Annotated in this window: 20 protein-coding genes and 2 pseudogenes; 14 read left to right on the forward strand and 8 right to left on the reverse strand. The window is 68.7% G+C overall.

Annotation, left to right across the window (positions count from 1 at the left end):
- Positions 1–175: 175 nt before the first annotated feature.
- Both Msi02_RS16690 and Msi02_RS16695 read left to right on the forward strand, forming a co-directional pair.
- A complete protein-coding gene (locus tag Msi02_RS16690) occupies positions 176–1,558 on the forward strand; it encodes a DUF4407 domain-containing protein (protein ID WP_204049201.1) in 1,383 nt (460 codons plus the stop codon).
- A complete protein-coding gene (locus tag Msi02_RS16695; protein WP_204049202.1) occupies positions 1,548–2,903 on the forward strand; it encodes a protein kinase domain-containing protein in 1,356 nt (451 codons plus the stop codon). Before Msi02_RS16690 ends, Msi02_RS16695 begins: the two co-directional genes overlap by 11 nt.
- Before the next feature lie 75 nt (positions 2,904–2,978).
- On the opposite strand, the gene Msi02_RS16700 is transcribed toward Msi02_RS16695, so the two are convergent.
- The 3 genes from Msi02_RS16700 to Msi02_RS16710 are packed head-to-tail and all read right to left on the reverse strand — an operon-like array spanning position 2,979 to position 5,496.
- Positions 2,979–4,184 carry a 50S ribosomal protein L11 methyltransferase gene (locus Msi02_RS16700; RefSeq protein WP_204049203.1) on the reverse strand — a complete coding sequence of 402 codons (1,206 nt, stop codon included), beginning with the start codon at positions 4,182–4,184 and terminating at the stop codon, positions 2,979–2,981.
- On the reverse strand, positions 4,184–4,786 hold the full coding sequence (locus Msi02_RS16705) for a flavoprotein (RefSeq protein ID WP_204049204.1): 603 nt from the start codon (positions 4,784–4,786) through the stop codon (positions 4,184–4,186). Before Msi02_RS16705 ends, Msi02_RS16700 begins: the two co-directional genes overlap by 1 nt.
- Positions 4,783–5,496, reverse strand: a complete 714-nt coding sequence (locus Msi02_RS16710; protein WP_204049205.1) for a phosphotransferase — start codon at positions 5,494–5,496, stop codon at positions 4,783–4,785. The genes Msi02_RS16705 and Msi02_RS16710 overlap by 4 nt, the downstream gene beginning before the upstream one ends.
- Before the next feature lie 430 nt (positions 5,497–5,926).
- Between Msi02_RS16710 and tvaA the strand changes: the two genes are divergently transcribed.
- From tvaA to Msi02_RS16750, 8 genes are all read left to right on the forward strand, one after another.
- The gene (gene tvaA, locus Msi02_RS16715) at positions 5,927–6,160 is read left to right on the forward strand and encodes a thioviridamide family RiPP peptide (RefSeq protein ID WP_204049206.1); all 234 of its coding nucleotides are present in this window, start codon (positions 5,927–5,929) and stop codon (positions 6,158–6,160) included.
- Positions 6,161–6,183: 23 nt separating this feature from the next.
- Complete coding sequence (locus tag Msi02_RS16720; protein ID WP_204049207.1) at positions 6,184–7,365, forward strand: phosphotransferase; 1,182 nt, start codon at positions 6,184–6,186, stop codon at positions 7,363–7,365.
- Positions 7,319–8,338: a T3SS effector HopA1 family protein gene (locus tag Msi02_RS16725; RefSeq protein ID WP_204049208.1), complete on the forward strand. Its 1,020-nt coding sequence runs from the start codon at positions 7,319–7,321 to the stop codon at positions 8,336–8,338. Before Msi02_RS16720 ends, Msi02_RS16725 begins: the two co-directional genes overlap by 47 nt.
- Before the next feature lie 21 nt (positions 8,339–8,359).
- A complete protein-coding gene (locus tag Msi02_RS16730) occupies positions 8,360–9,706 on the forward strand; it encodes a YcaO-like family protein (RefSeq protein WP_204049209.1) in 1,347 nt (448 codons plus the stop codon).
- A 14-nt stretch (positions 9,707–9,720) separates the two neighbouring features.
- Positions 9,721–10,407, forward strand: a complete 687-nt coding sequence (locus tag Msi02_RS16735; RefSeq protein ID WP_204049210.1) for a TfuA-like protein — start codon at positions 9,721–9,723, stop codon at positions 10,405–10,407.
- On the forward strand, positions 10,404–11,264 hold the full coding sequence (locus Msi02_RS16740) for a phytanoyl-CoA dioxygenase family protein (RefSeq protein WP_204049211.1): 861 nt from the start codon (positions 10,404–10,406) through the stop codon (positions 11,262–11,264). The genes Msi02_RS16735 and Msi02_RS16740 overlap by 4 nt, the downstream gene beginning before the upstream one ends.
- Before the next feature lie 78 nt (positions 11,265–11,342).
- A complete protein-coding gene (locus Msi02_RS16745; protein ID WP_204049212.1) occupies positions 11,343–12,050 on the forward strand; it encodes a C1 family peptidase in 708 nt (235 codons plus the stop codon).
- Positions 12,040–12,909 carry a hypothetical protein gene (locus tag Msi02_RS16750; RefSeq protein ID WP_204049213.1) on the forward strand — a complete coding sequence of 290 codons (870 nt, stop codon included), beginning with the start codon at positions 12,040–12,042 and terminating at the stop codon, positions 12,907–12,909. Before Msi02_RS16745 ends, Msi02_RS16750 begins: the two co-directional genes overlap by 11 nt.
- Before the next feature lie 45 nt (positions 12,910–12,954).
- On the opposite strand, the gene Msi02_RS16755 is transcribed toward Msi02_RS16750, so the two are convergent.
- From Msi02_RS16755 to Msi02_RS16780, 5 genes and pseudogenes are all read right to left on the reverse strand, one after another.
- Positions 12,955–13,527, reverse strand: a complete 573-nt coding sequence (locus Msi02_RS16755) for a TetR/AcrR family transcriptional regulator (RefSeq protein ID WP_204049214.1) — start codon at positions 13,525–13,527, stop codon at positions 12,955–12,957.
- A 553-nt stretch (positions 13,528–14,080) separates the two neighbouring features.
- On the reverse strand, positions 14,081–17,338 hold the full coding sequence (locus Msi02_RS16760; protein WP_204049288.1) for a S8 family serine peptidase: 3,258 nt from the start codon (positions 17,336–17,338) through the stop codon (positions 14,081–14,083).
- A gap of 283 nt (positions 17,339–17,621) precedes the next feature.
- Positions 17,622–18,191 carry a TetR/AcrR family transcriptional regulator gene (locus Msi02_RS43290; protein ID WP_239108470.1) on the reverse strand — a complete coding sequence of 190 codons (570 nt, stop codon included), beginning with the start codon at positions 18,189–18,191 and terminating at the stop codon, positions 17,622–17,624.
- Between the two features lie 38 nt (positions 18,192–18,229).
- Positions 18,230–19,072 (reverse strand): annotated as a pseudogene (locus Msi02_RS16775) (SLAC1 family transporter); the annotation flags it as partial.
- A gap of 76 nt (positions 19,073–19,148) precedes the next feature.
- Positions 19,149–19,655, reverse strand: a pseudogene (locus Msi02_RS16780) (cadmium resistance transporter); the annotation flags it as partial.
- Between the two features lie 112 nt (positions 19,656–19,767).
- On the opposite strand from Msi02_RS16780, the gene Msi02_RS16785 reads away from it, so the two are divergent.
- The 4 genes from Msi02_RS16785 to Msi02_RS16800 all read left to right on the forward strand — a co-directional run bounded on the left by Msi02_RS16785 (position 19,768) and on the right by Msi02_RS16800 (position 22,573).
- Complete coding sequence (locus tag Msi02_RS16785) at positions 19,768–20,343, forward strand: DUF1707 SHOCT-like domain-containing protein (protein WP_204049216.1); 576 nt, start codon at positions 19,768–19,770, stop codon at positions 20,341–20,343.
- A gap of 34 nt (positions 20,344–20,377) precedes the next feature.
- Positions 20,378–20,743, forward strand: coding sequence for a ribosomal maturation YjgA family protein (locus tag Msi02_RS16790; RefSeq protein WP_204049217.1), 366 nt, complete (start codon positions 20,378–20,380; stop codon positions 20,741–20,743).
- Positions 20,744–20,813: 70 nt separating this feature from the next.
- Positions 20,814–21,464 (forward strand): nicotinamide riboside transporter PnuC, encoded by a 651-nt coding sequence (gene pnuC / locus Msi02_RS16795; protein WP_204049218.1) that lies wholly within the window; start codon positions 20,814–20,816, stop codon positions 21,462–21,464.
- On the forward strand, positions 21,461–22,573 hold the full coding sequence (locus tag Msi02_RS16800) for an AAA family ATPase (RefSeq protein WP_204049219.1): 1,113 nt from the start codon (positions 21,461–21,463) through the stop codon (positions 22,571–22,573). The genes pnuC and Msi02_RS16800 overlap by 4 nt, the downstream gene beginning before the upstream one ends.
- The last annotated feature ends 22 nt before the right edge of the window (positions 22,574–22,595 follow it).

The following is a 22,595-nucleotide window of genomic DNA, read 5'->3' on the forward strand; positions in this document are numbered from 1 at the left end:
TATCCGAGCTAGCCGGTAACCACGAAAAGACGACTTGTCATAACGGTAGGCTTCTTGTTGTGTCGTTGCGTCGAATCATTCTCAGTTTCCCGCAATCTTACGGCGGGGACCTACGATAGCCCGAGTCTCGAGCGTTATGCCACGTTCCAATATGTGCGCGTAGGCGAGGAGAAACATGAGGCGGTTTCTGATTGCCCTGTCCGGAGCGCGGCCGGAGGTGCTCGAACGGTGCCCCACCGAGTACGGGAAGTTCGAGGGCATCGGCGGCGCCGTGCTCACGACGGCCGTCCTCGCGGTGGTGTCGATGACGTTCGCGCTGAACAGCGCCCTGGGCGTCAACATCGTCCTGGCCGTCCTCGCCGCGCTGGTATGGGGCCTGATGATCCTGAGCCTCGACCGCTGGCTGGTCAGCACGATGCGGGCGGACGCCCCGCGCCGCTGGCCGCTGGCCGTTCCGCGCGTTCTCATGGCCCTGCTGCTCGGGTTCGTCATCTCCACGCCATTAGTGCTCCAGATCTTCCGGTCTGAAATCGATGCCCAAATTGTCCAGATCAAGCAGCAGCGTGCGGACGCGTTCGCCGCGCGGCAGCAGCAGGGCAACGTCGGCAAGGACGTCGGCCAGCTCCGCAAGGAGGTGGCCGACCTGGAAAAAGTCATCTCCTCCGGTGGTGACGTGCCCATCGACACCGAGCAGGACCCGAACGTCAAGGCGTTGACCGCCGAGCGCGCCAGGCAGCAGAAACTCGCCGACAAGCACTACGGCGAGTGGCAGTGCCAGCTGTACGGAGGGCCCTCGTGCCCGAAGAAGGGCGACGGCCCTCTGGCCCAGGACAGCCGGCGTGCGTACGAGAAGGACAAGCGGCGAATCGACCTGATCAACCGGCAGATCGAGGACCGGAAGCGGGAGCTGAGCGCCAACAGCGAGGAGGCCAAGCAGGCCCGCCTCGCGAGCGCGCAGGACGCCCTGCCCAAGGCGAAGGCGCAGCTCGACGCCGGGATCAAGCGGCAGGCGGACCTCCAGGCGTCCTTCGACGCGGAGAACATGGCGACCAACGGCCTCCTCATCCGCATCCAGGCGCTCAACGAGGTGACCGGCAAGGACAGCAGCCTCGGCATCACCCGCCTGCTGCTGTTCCTGTTGTTCCTCCTCATCGAGTGCCTGCCGGTCACGATCAAGCTGATGCAGCGGCCGGGCAACTACGAGAAGGTCCTCGCGCTGGCCGAGAAGCACGAGTTCCGGGACGCGCGGGGCACCTTCGCACAGGGCATGGCCGGCTCCGGGGCGTCCGCGCCGCCCTCGGCCGGATCGCAGGACGTCTGGCGCATCTGGTCCCGTACGGGCGAGACCGGCCCGCAACCGGTCGTCACCGTCCCCGAGGGCGGCGCGGACTACCGGGGACCCACCGGCACCCGCGCGGAGACCGTCGGCGAGACCGATGCGTACGACTCGCTGGAGGACGAGGAACTGAGGCGGATGCCGGACGCCAGGACCACGCGGGTGCCCAGGAACGGCGCCGAGCGCCCCGGCGGAGTCGAACTGCTGCCCGATGACGACTGACGCTCCGATGGCGGGCCCGGGACGGGTGATCAGGGACCGCTACGAACTGAGGTCCCAGCTCGGCCGCGGCGGCATGGGCACGGTCTGGCTCGCGAAGGACAGGACGCTCGGCCGGCTCGTCGCGCTCAAGGAGATCGCGCTGACGCCGTACGGCGAGGGGCTCGCAGTCCAGCGGGTGAGGGCCATGCGCGAGGCTCGCTCGCTGGCCCGGATCAGACATCCCGCGATAGCCGAGATCTACGACGTCTTCGAGGAGGGCGGCTCGCCGTGGATCGTCATGGTCTACGTGGAAGGCGGCTCCCTGGACGACCTGATCGGGCGGCGGACGCTGTCGGAGCGCGAGATCGCCGCCTTGGGACGCGACGTGCTGGCCGGGCTGACGGCCGCGCACGCCGCGCATGTCCTGCACCGTGACGTCAAACCGGCCAACATCGTGGTGGGCCGCGACGGAAAGGTGGTTCTCGTCGACTTCGGGATCGCCCAGATCGTCGGCGAGAGCGGCCTCACCTCGCACAGCATCCTGCTCGGCACCTCGGAGTTCATGGCGCCGGAGCGAATCGAGGGGCGTGCGGTGGGACCCGCCGCCGACCTGTGGTCGCTCGGCGTCACGTTCTTCTGCGCGCTGGAGGGCTACTCGCCCTTCCGCCGGGACAACGCCTATGCGACCGTGCACGCCGTCTGCAACGACGACCTTCCGCCGCCACGCCGCCGCGGGCCGCTGTACGACGTGATCGCCGGGCTGCTCAGGAAGGACCCCGCCCTCCGGATGGGGGCCGCCGAACTCGACCGCCGGTTGGCGGCGATCGCCGCCCCGCCGCCGCCCGAGAGGAAGCGGTCCGAGCCGCCGGTCGAGAGGCCGCGACCGCGACCGCCCCAGCCGTCACCGGTGCCGCACACTGCCTCTTTACGCAGCGCCGCCGCGGCGCTCGCCGCCATGGCGCCCGGTGCCGCCGGGCAGGCGTTGGACGCAATGGCCGGCGATCCGTCCCGGGCGGCCGGCGTGCTGGCCCTGCTGCCGTCCGGTCAGGCCGGGCGGGTGGTCGGTCACATGACCGCCGGTGGAGCGGCCGCGCTGCTGCGGCAGTTGCCCGCGAGCCGGGGCGCGAGCATCCTGGCGGACGTCCCCGATCGGGTCGCCGCGGACATCCTCAACGCGATCGGCGTCACCCCCGCCGCGGTCCGGCTGGTCGAGGCGATGACGACCCGGCGGGCCCGGCAGGTGCTGGAGTACGTGCCGCCGCCGGTCACCGCGGCCCTGCTCCGGGCGACCACGGACGGCCGCGCCGAGCGCCTTCTGGCCGGGCTCAGCCCCGCCGTACGCGCCCAGATCGCCATCGCCGACTGAGAACTCAGGGGTGCAGGGGGTCGCGGCGGTGAGAGCCAGGTCAGGGGGCAACGAGTGGTGAGGGTGCTGTTTCGATCAGTCGTTCACCAGCGTCAGATTCGCGCGCCCGTCGCCGTCGTAGCGGTATCGGAGGCGGATCTGATCACCCGGTACGACCTCGATCTCGGAAGACAGGGCCCAGCAAGCGGTGAACCAGTGGCTCCGCTCGTCCCCATGCCAGGGGGCGGTCGACATGGACACGCTGGGGGACATCCGCGCCTCGAAGTAGAGAACGGCGCCGGAGACGGTGCCTGGCTGGGAGGCGGTGAGAGTCACGTCCCCCTCGAACACCCGGGCGTCCTCCCGGAGGTCGATCCTGCTGAGCGGGTGAGGATCCGACATCCGCTGCCACTGCTGGACGGTCTCCGGTCTCTCGTAGAACCCCGCGACCCGCTCTCGGTCGGCCCGCAGCATCGGGGAGAAGTCGATGCCGTATCGGCTCTGCCATCGCTCGATCTGCCGGGGGAGGATTCGCTGCTGCCCCACGGTGCTCTCGGGCATGTTCACCAGGTACATATAGGTGTCGAACGACGAGGGGATCAGCCGGGCGTCCGGTGTGAGCAGACGTTCCCTGGCGTCCTGGACCGATTCCCAGATGACCATGTCCAGGGCTTCGTTGCCCACAATGTCGGTGGTCAGGACGGTGGCGGGCTCGGGCAGCTCGGTCGTGCTGGACCAGCCCTTGACGAAGGTCATGCGGTCTGCGACGCCGTTGACCTTGGCAACCTCCGCGGCGAGGTCGCCGCTTCTCGCCGGCTCGATCGCGTAGACGTGCCTGGCGCCGGCCTTCGCGGCGGCGATGGCCAGAATCCCCGAGCCTGAGCCGAGATCGAGCACGACGTCGTCAGGAGTCACCACCTCGTTTATCGCCCGGATGAAGGTGCCCTTCCTGACCGGGTCCTCCAGGATGCGGATGTTCAGGTGGGCCAGGCCGTACCCCCCTGTCGGGAACATCAGCGGGGTGAAGCCTGTGGGCGGTTCCTCGGTGAGGATGCCGGCGCTCACCATCATGCTGAGCGTCGTCAGCGTCTCCTCCACCGCACGGCGCCCTTTGAGGCGCGGTCCGAGGCGCCGCATGCACTCTGCGACAGAAGTCGGGGCATGGAAGACGTCGAGCAACCCGAGAGCGTGCTGGCCGAACTCCCACACACGCTGATCGTGATGGACGCGGACCAGGTTCGCGCTCTCCAGCTCCATGTAGAGTTCGGGCACACGCTGCAACAGAGTGTCGGCCTTCAGCATCACTCGGCTCCTTGAGGAGATTGTTTTCCTGGACGTGCCGCCAGCGCCTGCGCGATCGCGGTGATCAATGGCCGCCGGAAGTCGCCGAGGGATCCCGATTCCGTTTCTCCGGTGGCGAACGCGGCGCCGTCCCCCGGTTCCACCACCCGGTAACCGTCCTCACGCAGCCGGACGATGTTCCGCTGGACCGCGGGTTTCTCCCACATGACCTGGTTCATGGCAGGAACGAGGACGACCGGGCAGGTGGCCGCCAGGAGAATCGAGGTCAGCAGGTCGTCGGCGATGCCGTTGGCCACCTTCCCGAGGAAGTTCGCCGTGGCGGGAAGGACTGCGATGGCCTCGGCCCAGCCGGCCATCGTCACGTGTGAGTCGCGGCCTGCCGGCAGGTCGTCCCAGCTGGAGAACGTCTCACACGGGGCAACCGCTCTCAGCGACTCCTCGGTGATGAACCGCCGGGCCATTCCGGTCAGCACCACACGGACCTCGGTCACGCCGAGTTTGAGGCTGAGCCAGGGAAGGAGATGCGGGACGGTGAGGGACGACACCGAGCCGCAGACACCGAGCAGGAGTCTCAGCCGCCCCTGCGGCGGAGGAGTCGTCACGGGGCTGTCACCTCGCAGAGGACCAGCCACTGCTTCTCCACCTGCGGCAGGACGTCGCACAGGGCGTCGTCCGGTCCGAAGGCCCAGGTCGCCTGTGCGTAATGGTCGATCACCCTTCGCGCCGTGAGCATGTTCAGCCGTTCGCGCTCGGCGGCGTCCAGCGGATGGCCCGCAGACGCCTGATACCGGGCGAGGAATGCTTCGAGATGCCTGCGGAGAAGCGGTGCGTCCATGTCTGCCAGCCCGGCCGCCTCCAGCAACTCGCCTAGGAGATAGGCGACATCGCTCGAGGGGTCACCGACACCGGCTTCCCGCCATCCGAGGACGACCACCGGCGACGTGAGGGCGATCACGCCGGTCGAGAACCTGCCGTGGACGACCGACAGCCGTCGCGGTGGCGGGCAGGCGCCGTCGGCCGCGCCCGACATCAGCGGAGTCAGGTGCAGCGGCAGTTGCTTCGCGGCCTTCCGTATCCCCGCCGAGGCCTCGTTGTCCGACGCGATCCAGGCGGTGGCCATCGCGCGGTCCGGCAGGGCCTGCGCCACCTGGTCCACCGGGAGCCGGTGCAGCGCCCCCAGGAAAGAGGCCAGGCCCTCCAGCACGTCGCGCCACCAACTCTCCTCCCCGGCGAACCTCCGGTCGAAGAGCCGGTCGCACAGCAGTCCGGGGGTGGGCAGGGCGCTCCAGACCGCCAGATCGTTACCGTGCACACGAGGGGGTACGGCGACCGCGCCGACCCGCGGCACGATCCGAAACAGAGCGGCGATGCCAGAATTGTCCAGATAAACGCCGCCGGGTCTTTGCAGGTGCTCGGCCCATCGATACCCGTTCCGCGTTCTCGCGCAGATCCTGTGGACGAAAGGGCCACGTATCGACCGCGTCGCTTTCCTATCTGCCATGTGAACGGGCTTCCCTGAATCCGATGAACCGTCAGGTTCATCACCTGCTCGCGCCAATACCCACCCCGTTGCCGCAGTTGCCGATCTCACAGACAGCCTAGGTGGCGGATATTTCGCCATCAAGCGACATATTCGCAAAAGTGTCGCATATGCGACGAGAAGGAGAATAGTGCCTATTGTGGGCATTGCTGCCGCAAAATAACCTGACACTCGGTCGACACCCACATGAAGGAGGGCAACAATGTCCGAAGTCACGGTCGACGAGGCTCTGGTCGCAGAGCTGATGGGCCGGGTCGAGGAGGACGACGTCCAGAGCATCGACATCGAGTCCGTCGACGTGTCGTTCTCCGAGCTCGCCGGCATCAGCGCGGAGGAACTGCAGCGGTTCCTCGAGGACAAGGTCGGCGTCTCCCCCGACGAGAGTATCCAGGGCACCTTCACCGGAGCGCTCGTCACCCCCGCCACACACTGCTGAGACGGTCGACGGCTGAAGAATCGATGAACCCTTCTCCAGAAGATCTACTGCGTGCCCGGACGCTGGGGTTCCTGATTCCGCGTCCGGGCGCGCGTCCGTCGCCGCGTGCGGATGACGATCACCTGTTCACCGCCGAGTCGGTCGGGCGCATCCTCCGCTCGGTGGGACACCCCGTTCATGACGTGACCTCCGTGGTGCGCTGCATCTCGCGGCGGCGCGTGGCCCTGGCGCGACTGGCGGACGACTCATATGTGCTGCTGAAGTGGCCGGATGAGGACATCGACGTCCAGAACGACTACGAACCCACCATGCTGGGGCTGCTGGATGAGCTGCGGCTTCCTCCGCGGGTGAGGGCGTCCATCCCCCGGATCCTGACGGTGGACCCGTGGGCCCGAGTGGTCGTCGTCGACGCGGTCGCCCCGTGCCCCAGCCTGCACGACCTGCTTAAAGAGGAAAACCGGCTGCCGGAGCAGTGTCTGCCTGCCCTGGCCCGGGTTCTCGTCGCCCTGCACGGCATTCCGGTCGAGGGGATCAGGGACAGGTACGAGGACCGGAGACTGGGCCCTCCGGTGCCGCGCGACACGGTCGTGAGCACGTGGGAGTACGTCCACGGCTGCGGCCTGGAATTCGACGATTATCTGAGGGCCATGCAGGAACTGGAACCGAGTTTCCGGGATCTGCACGACCAATGGGCTCCCAGCAGCCTCATCCATTTTGACCTGGGGGGAGACAACGTCCTCTTCCCAGCGGAACGGCCGGAAGGAGCGCTGCCGGTCAGGCTCATCGACTGGGAGCTCGCGGGATTCGGCGACCCGATGTACGACGTCGGTTTCCTGGTGGGACAGCTGTTCGTCGGCCACATGCGGCGCGTGCGATTCTCCATCGGAGCCTCCGGCTGGCTGCCGCGGATGCAGACCGATGTACGCGCGTTCCTGCGGGCTTATTCGGCCGGCGCACCGATGTCCGCCGAGCAGTTGAACAGAGCGGTGCAGTACGCCGGCATAGCACTGCTCGTGCATGCCACGGTCAGGCTTCAGCAACTCGGCGGACTGGGCAGGATCGGCTATCTCTGCCTGCATTTCGGCAAGCGCTTCGTGCAGTTTCCCGACGTCGTTTCCACGCTGCTCATCGGCGCGGCCGGAAAAGAAAGGAGGCTGGATGAACAACTACGAGAAGATCTTCTGGCGAATAGCGCAGGAAATTGAGATCCTGGACTCCGCCACTTTCCGGCATCCCGAGTTCGGCACCCTGGAACCGCCGAGGGATCTGGACGTCGATCCGGAGCGCCCGGTTCTGGCGCACCTGCACCGGTTGATCTACCTCACTTACTACGCCGGCGACTATTTCGCCGCGGAGCTGTTTCTGCGGGGTGGTCGCCGTGCGGCGTCGCTGCAGGGACACGAGGACTACGAACTGGTCAGCCGCATCCAGGCGGCCGACGCGGGGCGGGGACAGGCGCAGGACGGCTGGGTTGTCCGGGGAAGGCGGGGCCGCGATTACCTCGTCACCAAGGACGCCCTGACGCTGCGGGCGGCACCGGAGGAGCTGATCGCCGAGGGGCCGCTGACAGAGAAAGCGGAGGTCACGCTGCGCCTGCCGTCGGGCCGGCCCTACCTGCTGCTGGGGTGGTACACGATCTTCGGGGACCACGGTGGGCTGGACGGGGGGGCGGACGGGCTCGTCCGTCTCTATCTGACGCTGGCGGACGCCGATGCGGCGCCGGAACTGGTCCACGCCATCACTCGGGCGCTGAACGACCTGCATGTCCCCTTCCAGCTGAAGCTGGTGAACAACCAGGAGGCGTTCGAACGCCGGGACGCTTTCGTGGTCTACCTTGGCGCGGGAGCCTGGGAGCGTCATCGGGCTGTGCTCGAGGAGATCCATCGCAGCCGGGAGAACCGCTTCCGCGACGACCACCCCTGTTTCGCGCTCAGACTGGCCCGGGGCTTCTCCTTCGCGCAGGAGCCCGAAATCGAGGGACAGCGCACGAGCTTCGGCCTACACCGCTGCCAGCTCGTGGCGGAGGGACTGGTGCGCGCGTACGAGGAAGGCCGCCACTCACCGCGCGAGCGCTTCCTGTCGATCAAGGAGAGGTACGTCGAGGAGGGTCTCGACATCCGTCGCCCCTATCTGAACGCGCCCGGGAGCCGGAGGACGTCGAGTCTCGTCGGCGCATAGGACGACCCAAGAGGAGGAAGCATGCGCCTTCGCAAGCATATTCCGAAGATCAACGGGACCGGAGCGCACCGTGAGGTGAGTTCGGAGGTCACGTGGGACCGGGTGCGGCCGCACCTGCGCCGGGCCGGTATCACGCGTGTCGCCGACATCACCTGGCTGGACCGGGTCGGAATACCCGTCTACAACGCGATTTCGCCGCGTTCGCACGACGTGATCTCCGTGTACAACGGCAAGGGCGCCCGGCCGATCGACGCCATGACGTCGGCTGTCATGGAGGGGATCGAGCGATTTTCCGCCTGGCTTCCCGTTCGTCCCGCGGCCATCGCCTCCTACGAGGAGCTGTCGGCGCAGGGGCGCTCGGTGCTCAACCCGAGGGACTACAACCTGAAGTTGTCCCGCCATTACCGGGATGACGCGCCCATCTCCTGGGTGGAGGGGTTCGACCTGCTCAATGAGGAATCGGTCCTCGTGCCGCAGGACGGCGCGGTCTACAACATGAAGATGCACGAGCCGCCCACCTACGAGATCTCCACCACGAACGGGCTGGCATCGGGGAACAGCCTGGAGGAGGCCATCTGCCACGCGCTCTGCGAGGTGATCGAACGGGACTCGATCACCATCGCGGAGCTGCTCAGCAGCCAGCTCTCCCAGGTCTTGGAGAAGGGCCTGCACGTCGAGCGGCAGCCAGCCGCGATCTTCGAGCGGCTGAAGGAACTGCACCCCCATCTCGACATGGAGAGTCTGCCGCCGCGGGTGCAGGCGCTCGTCCAGCAGTTCCATACCGCTGGCATCGAGATGCGCCTGATCAACATCACCACCGACCTCGGGGTGGCCAGCTTCATGGCGGCGACGGCCGAGGACCTGGGGCCGACGGTGTCGAAGGGGCACGGCGGCTTCGGTACGCACCCCGACGCGGAGGTCGCGCTGCTGAGAGCCATCTCGGAGTGCGCGCAGGGCAGGGCCGTCGACATCCAGGCGATGCGGGAGGACATCAGCCTCCCCGGTGAGGACGTCCCAAGGCACCTGTACCACGTACGCAGGTCGTCCACCCTCGACAAGGGCGGATGGGCGTGGCGGCCGGTCGGCACGCGCGTCCGGATGTCCGACATCCCTTCCCGGCCGAGCGAGAACATCATCGCGGACATCGAGTTCATGCTCGGCAGGCTCCGCTCCTGTGGGATACGGCGCGCGGTGGTCGTGGACCTCTCCCCTCCGGGGATTCCGGTGAACGTGGTGCGTTTGCTCGTGCCGCACCTTGAATCGTGGGGAGTCGACTACAGCAAGCTGGGGGACCGAGGCGCCGGAGCCTGGACGAGGGCGCTCAACGAGTTGGCGGAGAAAAAGCGTGACCTCGCGGTTACCGTCTGATCGAGGAGTCTTCCATGACAGCCGTGGTGTTCGCGGGCCCAAGCCTCCGGCGGGAGTCGGTTCCGGATCGGCGGGACATCGAGATCCTGCCACCGATCCAGCGGGGCGACATCGACGCACTCCTCGCCCGTGACATGCCTCCCACCGTGATCGGCATCGTCGACGGCCGCTTCATGCAGAGTCTGTCGATCTCTCCCAAGGAGGTGCTGAAAGCGATCGACCAAGGGATCCACCTGCTCGGCTCGTCCAGTATGGGCGCGCTCCGAGCGGTGGAGTGCGCGCCGTACGGGATGCACGGCGTCGGAAAGATCTTTGAGGAGTATCTGTCGGGCCGCGTCGACGCGGACGACGAGGTGGCGATGATCTACTCGGAGGGCGACTTCCTGCCGATCTCCGAGCCGATGATCAACCTGAGATTCGCCGTGAAAGCGGGGGTGTCCGCAGGCGCCTTCGAGGAGCACACGGGGGAGGTCTTCCTGCGTGCGGCCAAGGCGCTCTACTTCCCGGAGCGGACGGTCGACCGAGTGCTGCGGCTGACAGCCGGAGAGGTGACCGCGAAAGAGCATCGTAGGATCGGGGAATTCTTCGCGTCCTCCGCGCCCGACACCAAGAGCGAGGACGCGGCGGCTCTGATGGCCAGGGTCGTGGAGTTCCTGCCTCCCGCCGCGCCGGCGCCCTCGGGCGAAGGCGCCCGGTCGTGACGCCGCTCGACCAGGAGAAACTCTCGATGCTCGGGAGCGAGGGTTTCTGCCTTCCGGTGGACCTTCTCACGCCGGAGGAGGCGGCGGAGATCCTCCGGGAGGTGCGGAGGTACGAGAGTCTCGCCATCAGGGTGGGCGGCGTCCTCGGCCATCACTGGACGTTTCCGAAGAGCCACTTGGTCGCGGGATGGGCCGACCGTCTCGTGCACGACAGCCGTGTCCTGGCGGTCGCGGAGCAGGTGCTCGGACCCGACCTGCTCGTCTGGGCCACGAGCCTGTTCCTCAGGAAGGCCGGAAGCCCCGGAGAGCTCGCCTGGCACCAGGACGCTCCGTACTACGGCTGGGACGGATTCGAGGGCAGTGCGGTGCGCATGTGGATAGCGCTCACCGACACCCACCGCGGCAACGGCACGATGCGGTACGCGCCGCGCACCCACGGGAGCGGTCTCATGCCGCACAGCTATCGAGGGTCCGGCGTGTCGGCTCTCATGCGGGGCGAGGAAGTCGATTTCAACGTGGACGACGAGACCACGGTGGACGTGACGCTGACCGCGGGCCAGTGCTCGCTGCACCTGCCGACGACGATCCACAGTTCCGGCCCCAACGTGAGCCGGTCCGACCGGGTCTGCTTCGCCATCGACTTCATCCGGCCCGGGGTACGGCCTCTGGGCGGCCCCGACAGCGCTCTTCTCGTACGGGGCTCCGACACGGCGGGTCACTACGAACTCGAACCCAGGCTCGCCGAGGAGTTCGGCACCGCGGCTCTCAAGGCGTTCGCCCGTGCGACGAGGATCCGGCACGGCAGGATGGTCACCGTCATGCGCGCCGGTCGCGATTCCGGTGCCCGCGCCGTGTAGGCGGTGCGGATCGCGTTGCTTCCTTTCCGGACGCCCTGGACCGCCCGGCCCGCCGATGGGCCGGGCATGCCGAACTCCGTGGATCTCACCGCCTGGTTTCCGCCGGTGGTGAACCAGCGCACCGTTCCTTTGTGCACCGCCGCCGTGGCCGCCGGAATCGCCGGCTTCTACGCGCGCCGCAATGGAGAACGGGATTTCACCCCCTCCGTCCTGTTCAATTACCGCACCTCCCGCCTCATCATGGGAGACAGGAACAGGGTGGGCTCCACGCTGGTCCGGAGCTTCGACGCGTGGAACAGATTCGGCATGGTCGAAGAGGAGGAATGGCCTTTCACGGAGGACCGCGCGAACACCGACCCGCCGCCCCGGTGCTTCCGCCGGGCGGCGGCCCGGCGGGGGATAGAGTACGACTGCGTTTTCCGGGACGCCGTGCCGGTGGAGTCGCGTCTGCGCCTGCTGAAGGAATTCCTCGTCGGTGGGGTTCCGGTGGCGGTCGACATTCCCCTGCACCCAGTTCAGATGTCCTCGTTCCGGACCCATGTCATGCCGTTGCCGCCCAAGGACGCGAAGAAATACGGACGGCATGTGGTGGTCATCGCAGGATATGACGACCGGCCGCGCGGGGAGGACGCGGCCGGCGCCTTTCTGATACGGAACAGCTGGGGATCCGGGTGGGCGGCGGACGGGTATGGGTGGCTGCCGTACTCCTACCTGGACGATCACCTGATCAGGGAGGCATGGGTGGTGTCGGAGAAGAGATGGACGGAGTATCCCGTTGAGACCTGAGGGCGGATCCCTGACGGCGAGGCTGGCGTCGGCGGGGCGGTGGCTGATTCCCACCGTACTCGCGATCGAGTTGCTGCTTCTGGTGACCGGGGTGATCGACTTCGGCACCGGCGTCCGGATCGTGATGGTCGTCGAGTTGTTGCTACTCGGGCTCGTCCTGCTGCAGGCGAGATTGGCGTGGTCCATCTACCGCGACGCGCGGGCGGACGGGCGTGACGAGATCGGAGCCGCCGGTACGGCGCTCGACGCGGTGCTGCCCGCGCCGGCCGCCGCCGTCTTCAAGCAGGATCTGCTTCTGTGGCGTGCGCTGTACCTGGCGGTCCGCCGCAAGAAGGACCTCGGCGCGGATGAGGTGGCCATTGCCTACGGCGCAGAAGTGCGCACGATCATGTGGCTGGTGATGGTGGTCGACGGCGTGCTGCTCGTGGTCGTCCACCTCGCTCTTCCCTGGCCGACGGTGCGCACGGTCCTGCTCGTGCTGAGCGTCCTCGGACTGCTGTGGCTGGCCGGCTTCCTGGCGACCCTGCACGTCTATCCGCACGCCGTCGGACCGCGACGGCTCCGCCTGCGTTTCGCGTCGTTCTATGACGTCTCAATACCGGCCTCCCTCATCGAGTCGGTCCGCATCGAGAGGAGCAGCAAGGGGATGCGCAAATCGGCCGAGGTGGTCGGCGAGACCCTGGTGATGGAGGTCTCCAGCTCCACGAACATCGTGATCGAGCTCGCCGGCCCGCACGTTGTGAAGCTGCGCAGGTCCGAGCACCCGATCAGGAGGGTGCGCTGCCACGCGGACGAACCCGCGAAGGCGGTTGAGCTCATAAGCGGCTGCGTCGGCGGAGCGGACGGCTCGACGTCCTGAGCACGTGATCACGGACGGCCTGTTCCGCCGGTCGTGTGAGGCGTGTCAGTGGGTGCCCGGCAGGCAGGGCGTGAGGTGCCGGGAGATGTCGTGCAGCGTATGCCTCGTGTACCAGCAGGCGAGCTGCTCCGAGGTCAGCCGCTGCTTCTCCCGCACCCACCACCGCACGGTGGCGACGGAGGCGTGTGCGGTTATCCCGGTTCTGAGGTCGGCCAGGGCTCCGTCCGTCATCTGCGCGCCCGGCGGACGAAACCTCCGGTAGACGTCGTGGATGAGGCCGTTCCAGTGCTCGAGGAGCCAGCTTTCGAACCAGGTGCTCCTCTTGTGCACGAGCAGCGCGGCATAGAGATTCCGATGTGCGGCGATGTGGTTGAGTATCTGGGCGAACGCCGTGACGAACTGCTGGGGGGAGACCAGGCCGCTCGTGGCCGAAAGCAGGATTTCCCGGCCTTTGCGCGTTCCGTCCTCATAGCAGGATTCGACCAGATGGAATTTGTCGCGATAGTGCCGGTAGAAGGTGGAGCGATGCACGTCGGCGAGCTTCGTGATATCCGAGACCGTGATCGCGTCGAATCCTTTCGAAAGGCTGAGCCGCTCGACCGCCTCGTAGATGGCCATCAGCGAACGTGCTGTCCTGCGATCCGCGGAATGTGGGATGTGCATTCTCCGGCTGAATGTCGACATGCTCTGAGACCTCGCCTGGTTGGTTGCCTTCGCACTGAGGTGTTGGGTAGGCAGAACCGGGAGTGGCCGCGGATGCACGGAAAGGAGAGTCATCGGGACGTCGAAAGAACGGAACTCTCGATGCGTGGCACGAATTCCATATGTCGATGCGGCGGCGGTCCCTCGCGTTCCCACCGCGCCCGCACAGGGCTTCGACTCACGTCCGCGCGCGGGCTCCCTGAATGGCCTCGCGCGTCTCCCCCTGATTCCCTCACTGCAAATAATTCGGTGATGCTTCGTCTCGAAATCGCAGTAGCGACCGCCCACGGGATGTCCCCCTATCCCCCGGTTCGAATTGAAACTGTGTCAGCTTCGTCAACATATGTCAATAACAAAAGGCTCTATATTATCTCTGGATGCGCGGGTCCGCGTGAACGGAGACCGCATAAACGCGAAGGGCCCGGCGGACACGCAGGTCCGCCGGGCCACTCCGAAAGCTCCGAAAGCCTTACTGAACGGTGATCTTGTCGACCTCGACCGTGATGCCCTTCACCTGGGGAGTGGAGGTGCCGGTCGTGACGGTGCCGGTGCCCGATGACACGCCCTTGACCTTGAACGAGTAGGTGAGCGTGCCGCCGGGGGCGCCCGGCGTGCTGGTGATCCGATAGTCCTGCGTCGGCGGGCCGCTGATCTGGCTGCCGGCGGTGCCATCCGCGTTCTCGGCGCCGACGGTCAGGCCGTAGCCCGCCCCCGGGTCACCGGGCAGGTTGCCCGGGTCGTAGGCGTACGAGATGTCCTCGGCGCCGCCCAGCCCGATCCACTGCTGGAAGACCTTCAGGCTGTTCGTGCCGTACAGGTAGACCTGCCACTCGACGACGAGCCACCTGTTCACCCCGTCGGTCAGGCTGGCGACGTAGACGCCGGGGGCGCCCTCGCCGTTCAGGTCGGTCCAGTACGACGCGAGCACGCCGTTCGGCGGCGCGGCGTCGGGAAGCGTCTGCGGGGCGAACTGGATGTCCGCCGAGCCGTTCGTGCCGCCCGCGACCGTGTAGCCGTCGGAGACGATGCCGATCCTGTTGTACGTACGGCCGGCGTAGGTGAACGCCGGGACGTTGAAGTTCAGCGCCTCCTCGTCGCCGATGGGGGTGGGGGCGATGCCGAAGGCCGAGAGCGGTAGGTAGCCCGCCGGGGTCTCACCGGGCGCGATGGCCGGCTTGTCCGGCTGTCTGCCCGCGAGCGTGCCCCTGGCCGTCACGATCTGGCTGCCGATCTTGGTCGCGCCGGTGACGCCGTTGAGCCGGAGCTTCGCGTCCAGCGTGCTGAGCGCGGTGACGTCGGTGTCCTCCAGGGTGTTGTTCTGGACCGTGACCGTGCAGGTGGACTCGCCCGTGTTCTTGGCGATCGTGCTCGGGGCGCAGGTCTGGTCGATCGGCACCGCGCCCTCCTGCCGGTAGAAGGCCACCGGGAGGTGCTGCTCCCGCTTGCCGCCGACCTGCTTGAGGTTCACCTGGCCGAAGTACTGCCCGTCGGGCAGGTCCGGAGCGGTGATCACCACGGTGATCTTCTGGCTCTTGCCCGGCTTCACCGTGAACAGCGGCGGCAGCACGGTGATGTTCGCCCCGCTGACGGTGGTGCCCGTCGCGGAGTAGGTCAGCGTCTTGCCGGTCGCGTTGACGAGCGTGCGCTTGGCGCTGATCACGCCCGGCATGACGGGCGCGTTGACCGACGGCAGGTTGAGGTCGATCCGGTTCATCGGGTCGGCGGCCGAGGCGGCGTAGTTCGCCGCGGTCTCGTCGAGGGTCAGCCCGGGGTCGCCCGCCTTGGTCAGGTCGATGCGGCCACCGCCGTAGTCGAACGGGTCGGCCGGGGTGGTCCGGTCCTGCTTGGTGACCTTCGTCGTCGCAGTGGTCTCCAGGGCCGACTTGACCTGGCCAGGCGTCCAGTCGGGGTGCAGCGCGAACACGAGCGCTCCCGCGCCCGCGACGTGCGGCGACGACATGGAGGTGCCGGCGATCACCTGGTAGAGGTTGCCCGGAGGGCCTTCCAGCGGCGACTCGGGGGTCGGGGTGTTGCCCGCCAGGATGTGCAGGCCGGGCGCGGTGACGTCCGGCTTGAGGAAGTCGCCGCCCGGGCCGCGCGAGGAGAACGTGGTCATCGCGTCGCCCTGCCAGGTGGTCTTCTCACCCTGGGTGAAGCTCGCCGTGGCTCCCGGGTGCGCGCTCAGCCAGGCGAGCAGCGCGTCGGTCTCCGGCTTGTCGATGTGGACCGTCGGCAGCCAGTGGTTGTCGGTCATGACGTCGAGCGGCGAGGAGTTGTAGAGGATCATCCCCGCGGCGCCGCCCTGCTTGACCGCGAATCCCTTGAGCACCCGGTTGGGGCCGCGCTCACAGGCGACGATCTTCCCGGTGAACAGCCCCGGAGGCGCCGGGTTGACGCACAGCGGGTCACTGTACGGCGGGGCCGACGCGAGCACCACGGGCAGCGGCGACGAGATGCCCTGCGTGATCGACGCGCCCTTGATCGACGGCCCGCCGGTCAGCGTGATCGTCGACTGGTAGGTGCGGCTCTGCGTCGAGGCCGCCACCGTGGTGACCCACGGGCCGCGGTGGTCGGTCGTCCCGGCGCCCGGTCCCGAGTTGCCCGCCGAGGCCGACACGAACACGCCCGCCGCGTACGCGTCGAGGAACGCGAGCTCGACCGGGTCGCTGTAGGGGTCGGCGCCGCCGCCCACCGAGAAGTTGATCACCTTGACGCCGTCGGCGATGGCCTGCGCGACGGCGGCCGCCGAGTCGGACTGGTAGCAGCCCTCCGCGCCGCAGACCTTGTAGACCGCGACGTGGGCCGCGGGCGCGATGCCGTGGATCGCGCCGCGGTCGATGCCGAGCGGGTTGGCGTGGTCGACCGGCCCGCCCGCCGACGTGGTGGCGGTGTGCGTCCCGTGGCCGTTGGAGTCACGGGCGCTGTCCCCGTACACCTCTCCGCCCACCACCGCGTTGTACGTCTCCAGGAACGGCTGGCCGGAGATCAGCTTGTTGTTGCACTGGAAGGGGTCGGCCGCCGGCGTCAGCGGGTTGTCGCCGAAGTCGCACGTACGCGGGGTGCCGTCCGCCTTCGGCGGGGGAGCCGGAAGCGTTCCCGGGTCGGCGAACGACGGGTGCTCCGGCCACGCGCCGGTGTCCAGGATGCCGACGATGACGCCCTTGCCCGACGACTTGGCGCCGCCGAGCTGGTTGTAGATCGTGGTCGCGCCGATGAACTCGGGGCTGGAGTCGGTGAGGGGCTGCTCCCGCTTGTCCTCCTGCACCGCCGCCACGCCGGGCAGCCTCAGCAGCTCGGCGGCCTTGTTGGCGGGCAGCGTCAGGGCGACGCCGCCGTAGACCGTGCGGAGCTTCTGCCCCACCGTGACGCCGGAGATCTTCTTGCCCAGCTCACTGAGGAAGGTGTTCTCGATGCCCTCGATGTGCTTCTGGTACTTCGCCGCGTCGCCGCTCTTCAGGTTGAGCGACTTGCCGGTGACCGACGGGCTGGTGCCGGCGAGCCCCGGCAGGCCGCCCTTGTAGGCCGCGAGCGAGTCGTAGTCGAGCTTCACCACGACACTCGTCCGCTCCGGCGACTTCGAGGCGAGCAGCGCCGCGTCGCTCTTGGCGAGCCGGCCGCTGGCCGACTTGGCGCCCTGCACGCGCTCGGCGCCCGTCACGGCCGTGGCGCTCCACGACCGCGATGGGGTGGGGGTGGGGTCCGCGGCGGCGGAGGCCGCCGGGATCATCGCTGTCACGAGGCCGAGGCCGGCGACGATCGCTGTGGTCCGTAAGTAGGCAGGTGGGGGCTTCTTCGACACGACACCTCCATGGAGACCTGTGAGGCCTCGCCGTCCAGGGCGTGGAGGAGCCGTGCCGCCCACGGGCATGGGAGGGCGCGGGCCCTCCCCGTTGGGCGACGAGCGAACGGCCACCCGAACGGGTGGCCGAAGCTGACTCGGAGTTTAACTAGCCATCGTTTTTCCGGCTAGATCGTTCCATGGAGTGATTTTTCGGTTGTGCGGTGGCCAGTCAGGCGCGCAGCGCATCGAGGGCGATGTCGAGCTGCTCCGCGACGACGGACTGGTCGCCGATGGTCTTGGCGCGGAGGGTGGCGCCCTCGAACGAGTCGATCAGGAAGGCCGCCAGCGTCCTCGCCGGACGGGCCGAGGTGATCTCGCCGGCCTCCTGGCCCGCCCGCACCGTGCGGGCCACGTCCTCGGTCCAGTCCTCGAGGATCTCGCGGACCGCCGTACGCACCTGGTCTCCGGCGCTGCTGCTCTCGCCGGCGAAGGTGCCGAGGAGGCAGCCGAACTCCACACCCGTGTCGCGGGTCCGGTCGATCATGGCCGCGAAGTGGCCACGCAGCCGCTCCAGGGCGGGGCCGTCGCCGTTGAGCACGGCGAAGTTCGCGCCGCGTGCGTAGCGCCGTACGATCTCGACGGCGAGCGCCTGCTTGCTCTCGAAGTGGTTGTAGAACGACCCCTTGGGGACGCCGGCGGCGCTGGTGATGTCCTGCACGCTCGCGCCGTTGAACCCCTGCCGCCGGAACACGTCCTCGGCGCTCTCGACCAGCTTGTTCTTCACGCTTACCTGAGGCATGGCTTCAATATGACCGTTCGTCTTGGAGCTGTCAAAAATCAGGCGGGCTGGACGTGCTTCACGCGACGGTGGGGCAGGTGGACCAGGGCGAGCGAGCGGACCGCGATGCCGCCGATGATCGCCGTGGCCAGTGCCACCACGAGCCAGCCGAGCGTCGTGTGGGGCGCCGACGGCGTGAGTGTCAGCAGGCGCACGCCGTACGTCGCGCTCGCCGCCGTGGTGAAGGTGAAGGCCCAGAAGCCGATCACGAACGGGATGTGCGCGTACCTGCGGAGCAGGAACAGGTGGGGCAGCAGCAGCGCGGCGAGGGTGCCGAGCAGCACCTCGTGCGCGGTGTTCGGTTGCGGGCCGGCGATCGCCCACCAGGCGTTGCCGGCGACGGCGGGCGGCGCGGAGAAGATCGCGAGCGTCGGCATGAGCGGCCCGGGCAACTCGGGACCGGTGGCGAACCGCACGAGCAGGACGGCTCCGATCAGCAGCCAGAAGAGGATGCCCGCGGAGAACAGCGCGGTGGCCGCCGCCCGATGGCCGATGGTCGCGAGCGACTGCGCGGCGATCAGTGAAGCCGCGACGGTCGGGAGGAGGTAGCCGCCGTGCAGCGTCGCGGGCTGACGCGGCGTGGTGAGCATCGAGGCGACGAACCACGCGCCGAACGCCGCGGCGATCGCGAGCATCGTCCAGACGAGCGCCGCACCGACGCCCGGGAGGTACGTCGCGAGGTGGGCCGCGAGGAGTGAGCCGGTGGTGGGGGCGAGCGCGGCGAACGGCCCGAGGACCGGGTGCCGCAGGTCCTCGGCGATGTCGCCGAGGCGGGTGACCCTCGCGCCGTATCGGGCGAGGGTGCCGGCCCACAGCGCCGCCGCCGTCACCCAGAGGGCCTCGCCGACCGCCGGCGAAGCACCGAGCGCGGGGCCGGCCGCCGTCCAGGTGCCCGCGAGTCCGGAGCCGCTCCGCGAACTCGACGACCTTCTTGTGTGAGCCCAGCCAGGACCCGGCCGCGCACCAGACGGCCACGAGTACGGCGAACACGGCGACGGTGAGCAGGGTGGCCGCCGGTCCGATGGTGCGGAACAGAGGTGTGTAGACGGAGATGTTGTCCGCGCCGTTGGCGACGGTGACGCTCGCGACCGACAGGACACCGGTGGCCACCGGCGTCGAGGGGGTCTCGCCCCCGCCGGACGCCCGCAGCGCCGCGACCAGTCCGCGTACGCCGAGGGCAAGTGGGATCAGGCCGAGCAGGCCGGCCCACTGGTCCGGGACGACGGCGAGGCCGAGGGCGGCGACGCCCGACACGACGACGAGTGCCGCGATGCCGGCGTACTGGCCGGTGACGATCTGCCAGGGGCGCGGCCGGCCCTTCGCGCGGGCCGACAGGAACAGCACGGTCAGGATGACGACGTCGTCGACGTTGGTGCCCGCGAAGACCGCGCAGGCAGTGCCGAGCGTGGCCGCGATGCCGTCCATGGCGGCTCAGCATAGGAGATCACGCGCCTGGGTGTTTCGGGCCGACACCTACTCCGATAACGGATATGCGTGCCTGGCGGGTGGGGAAAACCGATTACTAAACTGCTTGATCGTGAGCGACCAGGCGGAATTACGCGCCGGAGACCGGGACAGGGACCGTGTCGCCGAGAAGCTGCGCGCCGCCGTCGGAGAGGGCCGCATCACCCTGGACGAGCTCACCGAACGGCTCGACCACGTGTACGCCGCGCGCACGTACGGCGAGCTGGAGGCGCTGGTCGCGGACCTGCCCCGGACTCCGGCTGGGGACAGACGGCCGGAGCCGGCGGACGAACTGCTGCTGTTCACCCGTGGCACGCGTGCCGTCAGGAAGACCGGACGCTGGAGGGTGCCGCCGCGCATCACGCTCGACTGCACCTGGCGGACGGCCGTGGTGGACTTCCGGCACGCGGACTGCCCGCACCGCGAGATCGACATGACCGTCCGGTGCGACTCGATGTTCGGAGACGTCATCATCCGGGTGCCGGTCGGCTGGCGGGTCGTCGCCGACGAGGTGACCTCCGGCGGGTGGGTCAGGCTCAAACGCGTCCACAACACTCCGCCCGTGCCGCCCGACCCGGACGGCGTCGTGCTGCGGTTGTCCGGGCACATCGGCGGCGACATCTGGGTGCGCTACCACCGGCCCGCCTGACGATCACCTCGGGGATTCCCGATAGGGTGCCCGGATGCCGCAGCGCCGACTCGCCGCCCTGGCCGCCGCCGTGGTGATCGTGGCCGCCGGTCTGGCGGCCCGGGCGCTGCTGCCGGGCGCGGTCGCCAAGTATGCGGGCGACCTCCTCTACACCCTCCTCGTGTACGCGCTGGTCGTCGTGGCCGTGCCGCGCGCCCGGCCGTTCGTGGTGGCCGCCGTGGCGCTCGGTGTGAGCTGGCTGGTCGAGTTCGCCCAGCTCACGGGGGTGCCGGCCGAGCTGTCGGCGCACAGCACGCTGGCCCGGCTGGTGCTCGGCACGACGTTCAACGCCCCCGACCTGTTCTGGTACGCGGTGGGCGCCGCCGTCGGATACGCCATTCACTCGATCCGTACGAAATGACCGGCACGGGGCGTGTCTATCCCTGATCGCGATCCCTTGTTATCGTCACAGTGACGATTAAGGAGGTCGTGTGGCGCTGACCGATCTGCTGGGGCCCCTCCTGGAGCCCGCAATCACCCTGGGCGGTGTGTCGACGAGCTGGGCCGAGTTGCTCGGGTTCGCGACCGGGGCGCTCACCGTCTGGCTGGTGGTCCGTCAGAACATCTGGAACTGGCCGATCGGCGTCGCGAACGTCGTCCTGCTCGGCCTCGTCTTCTTGGCCGTGGGCCTGTACGCGGACGCGGCCCTGCAGATCGTCTACGTGCTCCTCGGCCTGTACGGCTGGTGGCAGTGGCTGTACGGCGGTGCCGGGCGGACCACGCTCACGGTCACCAGAACAAGCCGCGCGGAGTGGGGGTGGCTCGTGCTCGCGGGTGCCGCGGCGACCGCGCTGCTCACCGCCGCACTGGCGACCTGGACCAACTCGGCCGTCCCGTTCTGGGACGCCCTGACGACAGCGCTGTCGCTCATGGCGACCTACGGCCAGTGCCGCAAGCGGGTGGAGTCGTGGTGGCTGTGGATCACGGTCGACCTGGTCTACATCCCCCTCTACGCGTACAAGGACCTCTACCTCACCAGCGTGCTCTACGTGTTGTTCCTGGCGCTGTGCGTGGCCGGACTGCTCGCCTGGCGGCGCGAGTCGGCCGCACGACCCGTTCCCGCGCCGGCGGTGACACGATGAGTGCCCGGTACGCTCACGGGCTGGTGATCGGCAAGTTCTACCCGCCGCACGCCGGACACCACCACCTCGTCGACACCGCCGCCGAGCAGTGCGCGCTGGTCACGGTGGTCGTGGCCGCCAGCAGCGTGGAGAGCATCCCGCTCGCCCTGCGTACGGCATGGCTGCGCGAGGCGCACCCGCAGCCCCACGTGGTGGTGGCGCCGGTGGTGGACGACATCGAGATCGACTACGACGACCCGGAGATCTGGGCCGCGCACGTCGAGGTCTTCAGGCACGCGCTGGCGCTGGCACACGGCGGCCTCGCGCCGGACGTCGACGCGGTCTTCTCCTCCGAGGCGTACGGGCCCGAACTGGCCCGCAGGTTCGGCGGCGCGCACGTGGCGGTCGATCCGGACAGGGTCCGCCATCCGGTCAGCGGGACGATGGTCCGCGATGATCCGGTGGCCGCGTGGCCCTGGCTGAGCCCCGCCGTGCGCGCCCACCTCGCCTGGCGGGTGGTCGTCGTCGGGGCCGAGTCCACCGGGACCACCACGCTCGCCCGCGCGCTGGCCGCCCACTACGCCGCACGCGGCGGAGTCTGGGCCGCCACCCGGTGGGTGCCCGAGTACGGCAGGACGTACTGCGAGGAGAAGCTCGCCCTGGCCCGCCGGACTGCGAAGGCGGCGGGGGCACCGGAACCCTGGCTGGACGACCTGGAGTGGGAGCCGGAAGAGTTCACGCTGATCGCCCACCGGCAGCTCGGCTGGGAGGAGGCGGCGGCGCGGACCGGTTCGCCCGTGTTGTTCTGCGACACCGACGCGCTCGCCACCGCGCTGTGGCACGAGCGCTATCTCGGCACGGTGAGTCCCGAGGTGCTGCGCGTCCACGAACGGGCCCGGCACGACCTGTGGATCCACACGTCTGTGGACGGCGTGCCGTTCGAGCAGGACGGCTGGCGCGACGGCGAGCACGTGCGGCACGGCATGGACCGCCGACTGCGCGCGGAACTGGCCGATCGCGGGCTCCCGCACATCGTCGTCTCCGGGCCGCACGAGGAACGGCTGACCGCCGCCGTGCGGGCCGTCGACGATCTCGTCGCGGCCGGTCGCCGGTTCGCATCGCCACTATGAGCTGGGCTCATACGACAACGGA

Origin of the sequence: Microbispora siamensis, assembly GCF_016863095.1 — a bacterium.
GTDB lineage: Bacteria > Actinomycetota > Actinomycetes > Streptosporangiales > Streptosporangiaceae > Microbispora > Microbispora siamensis.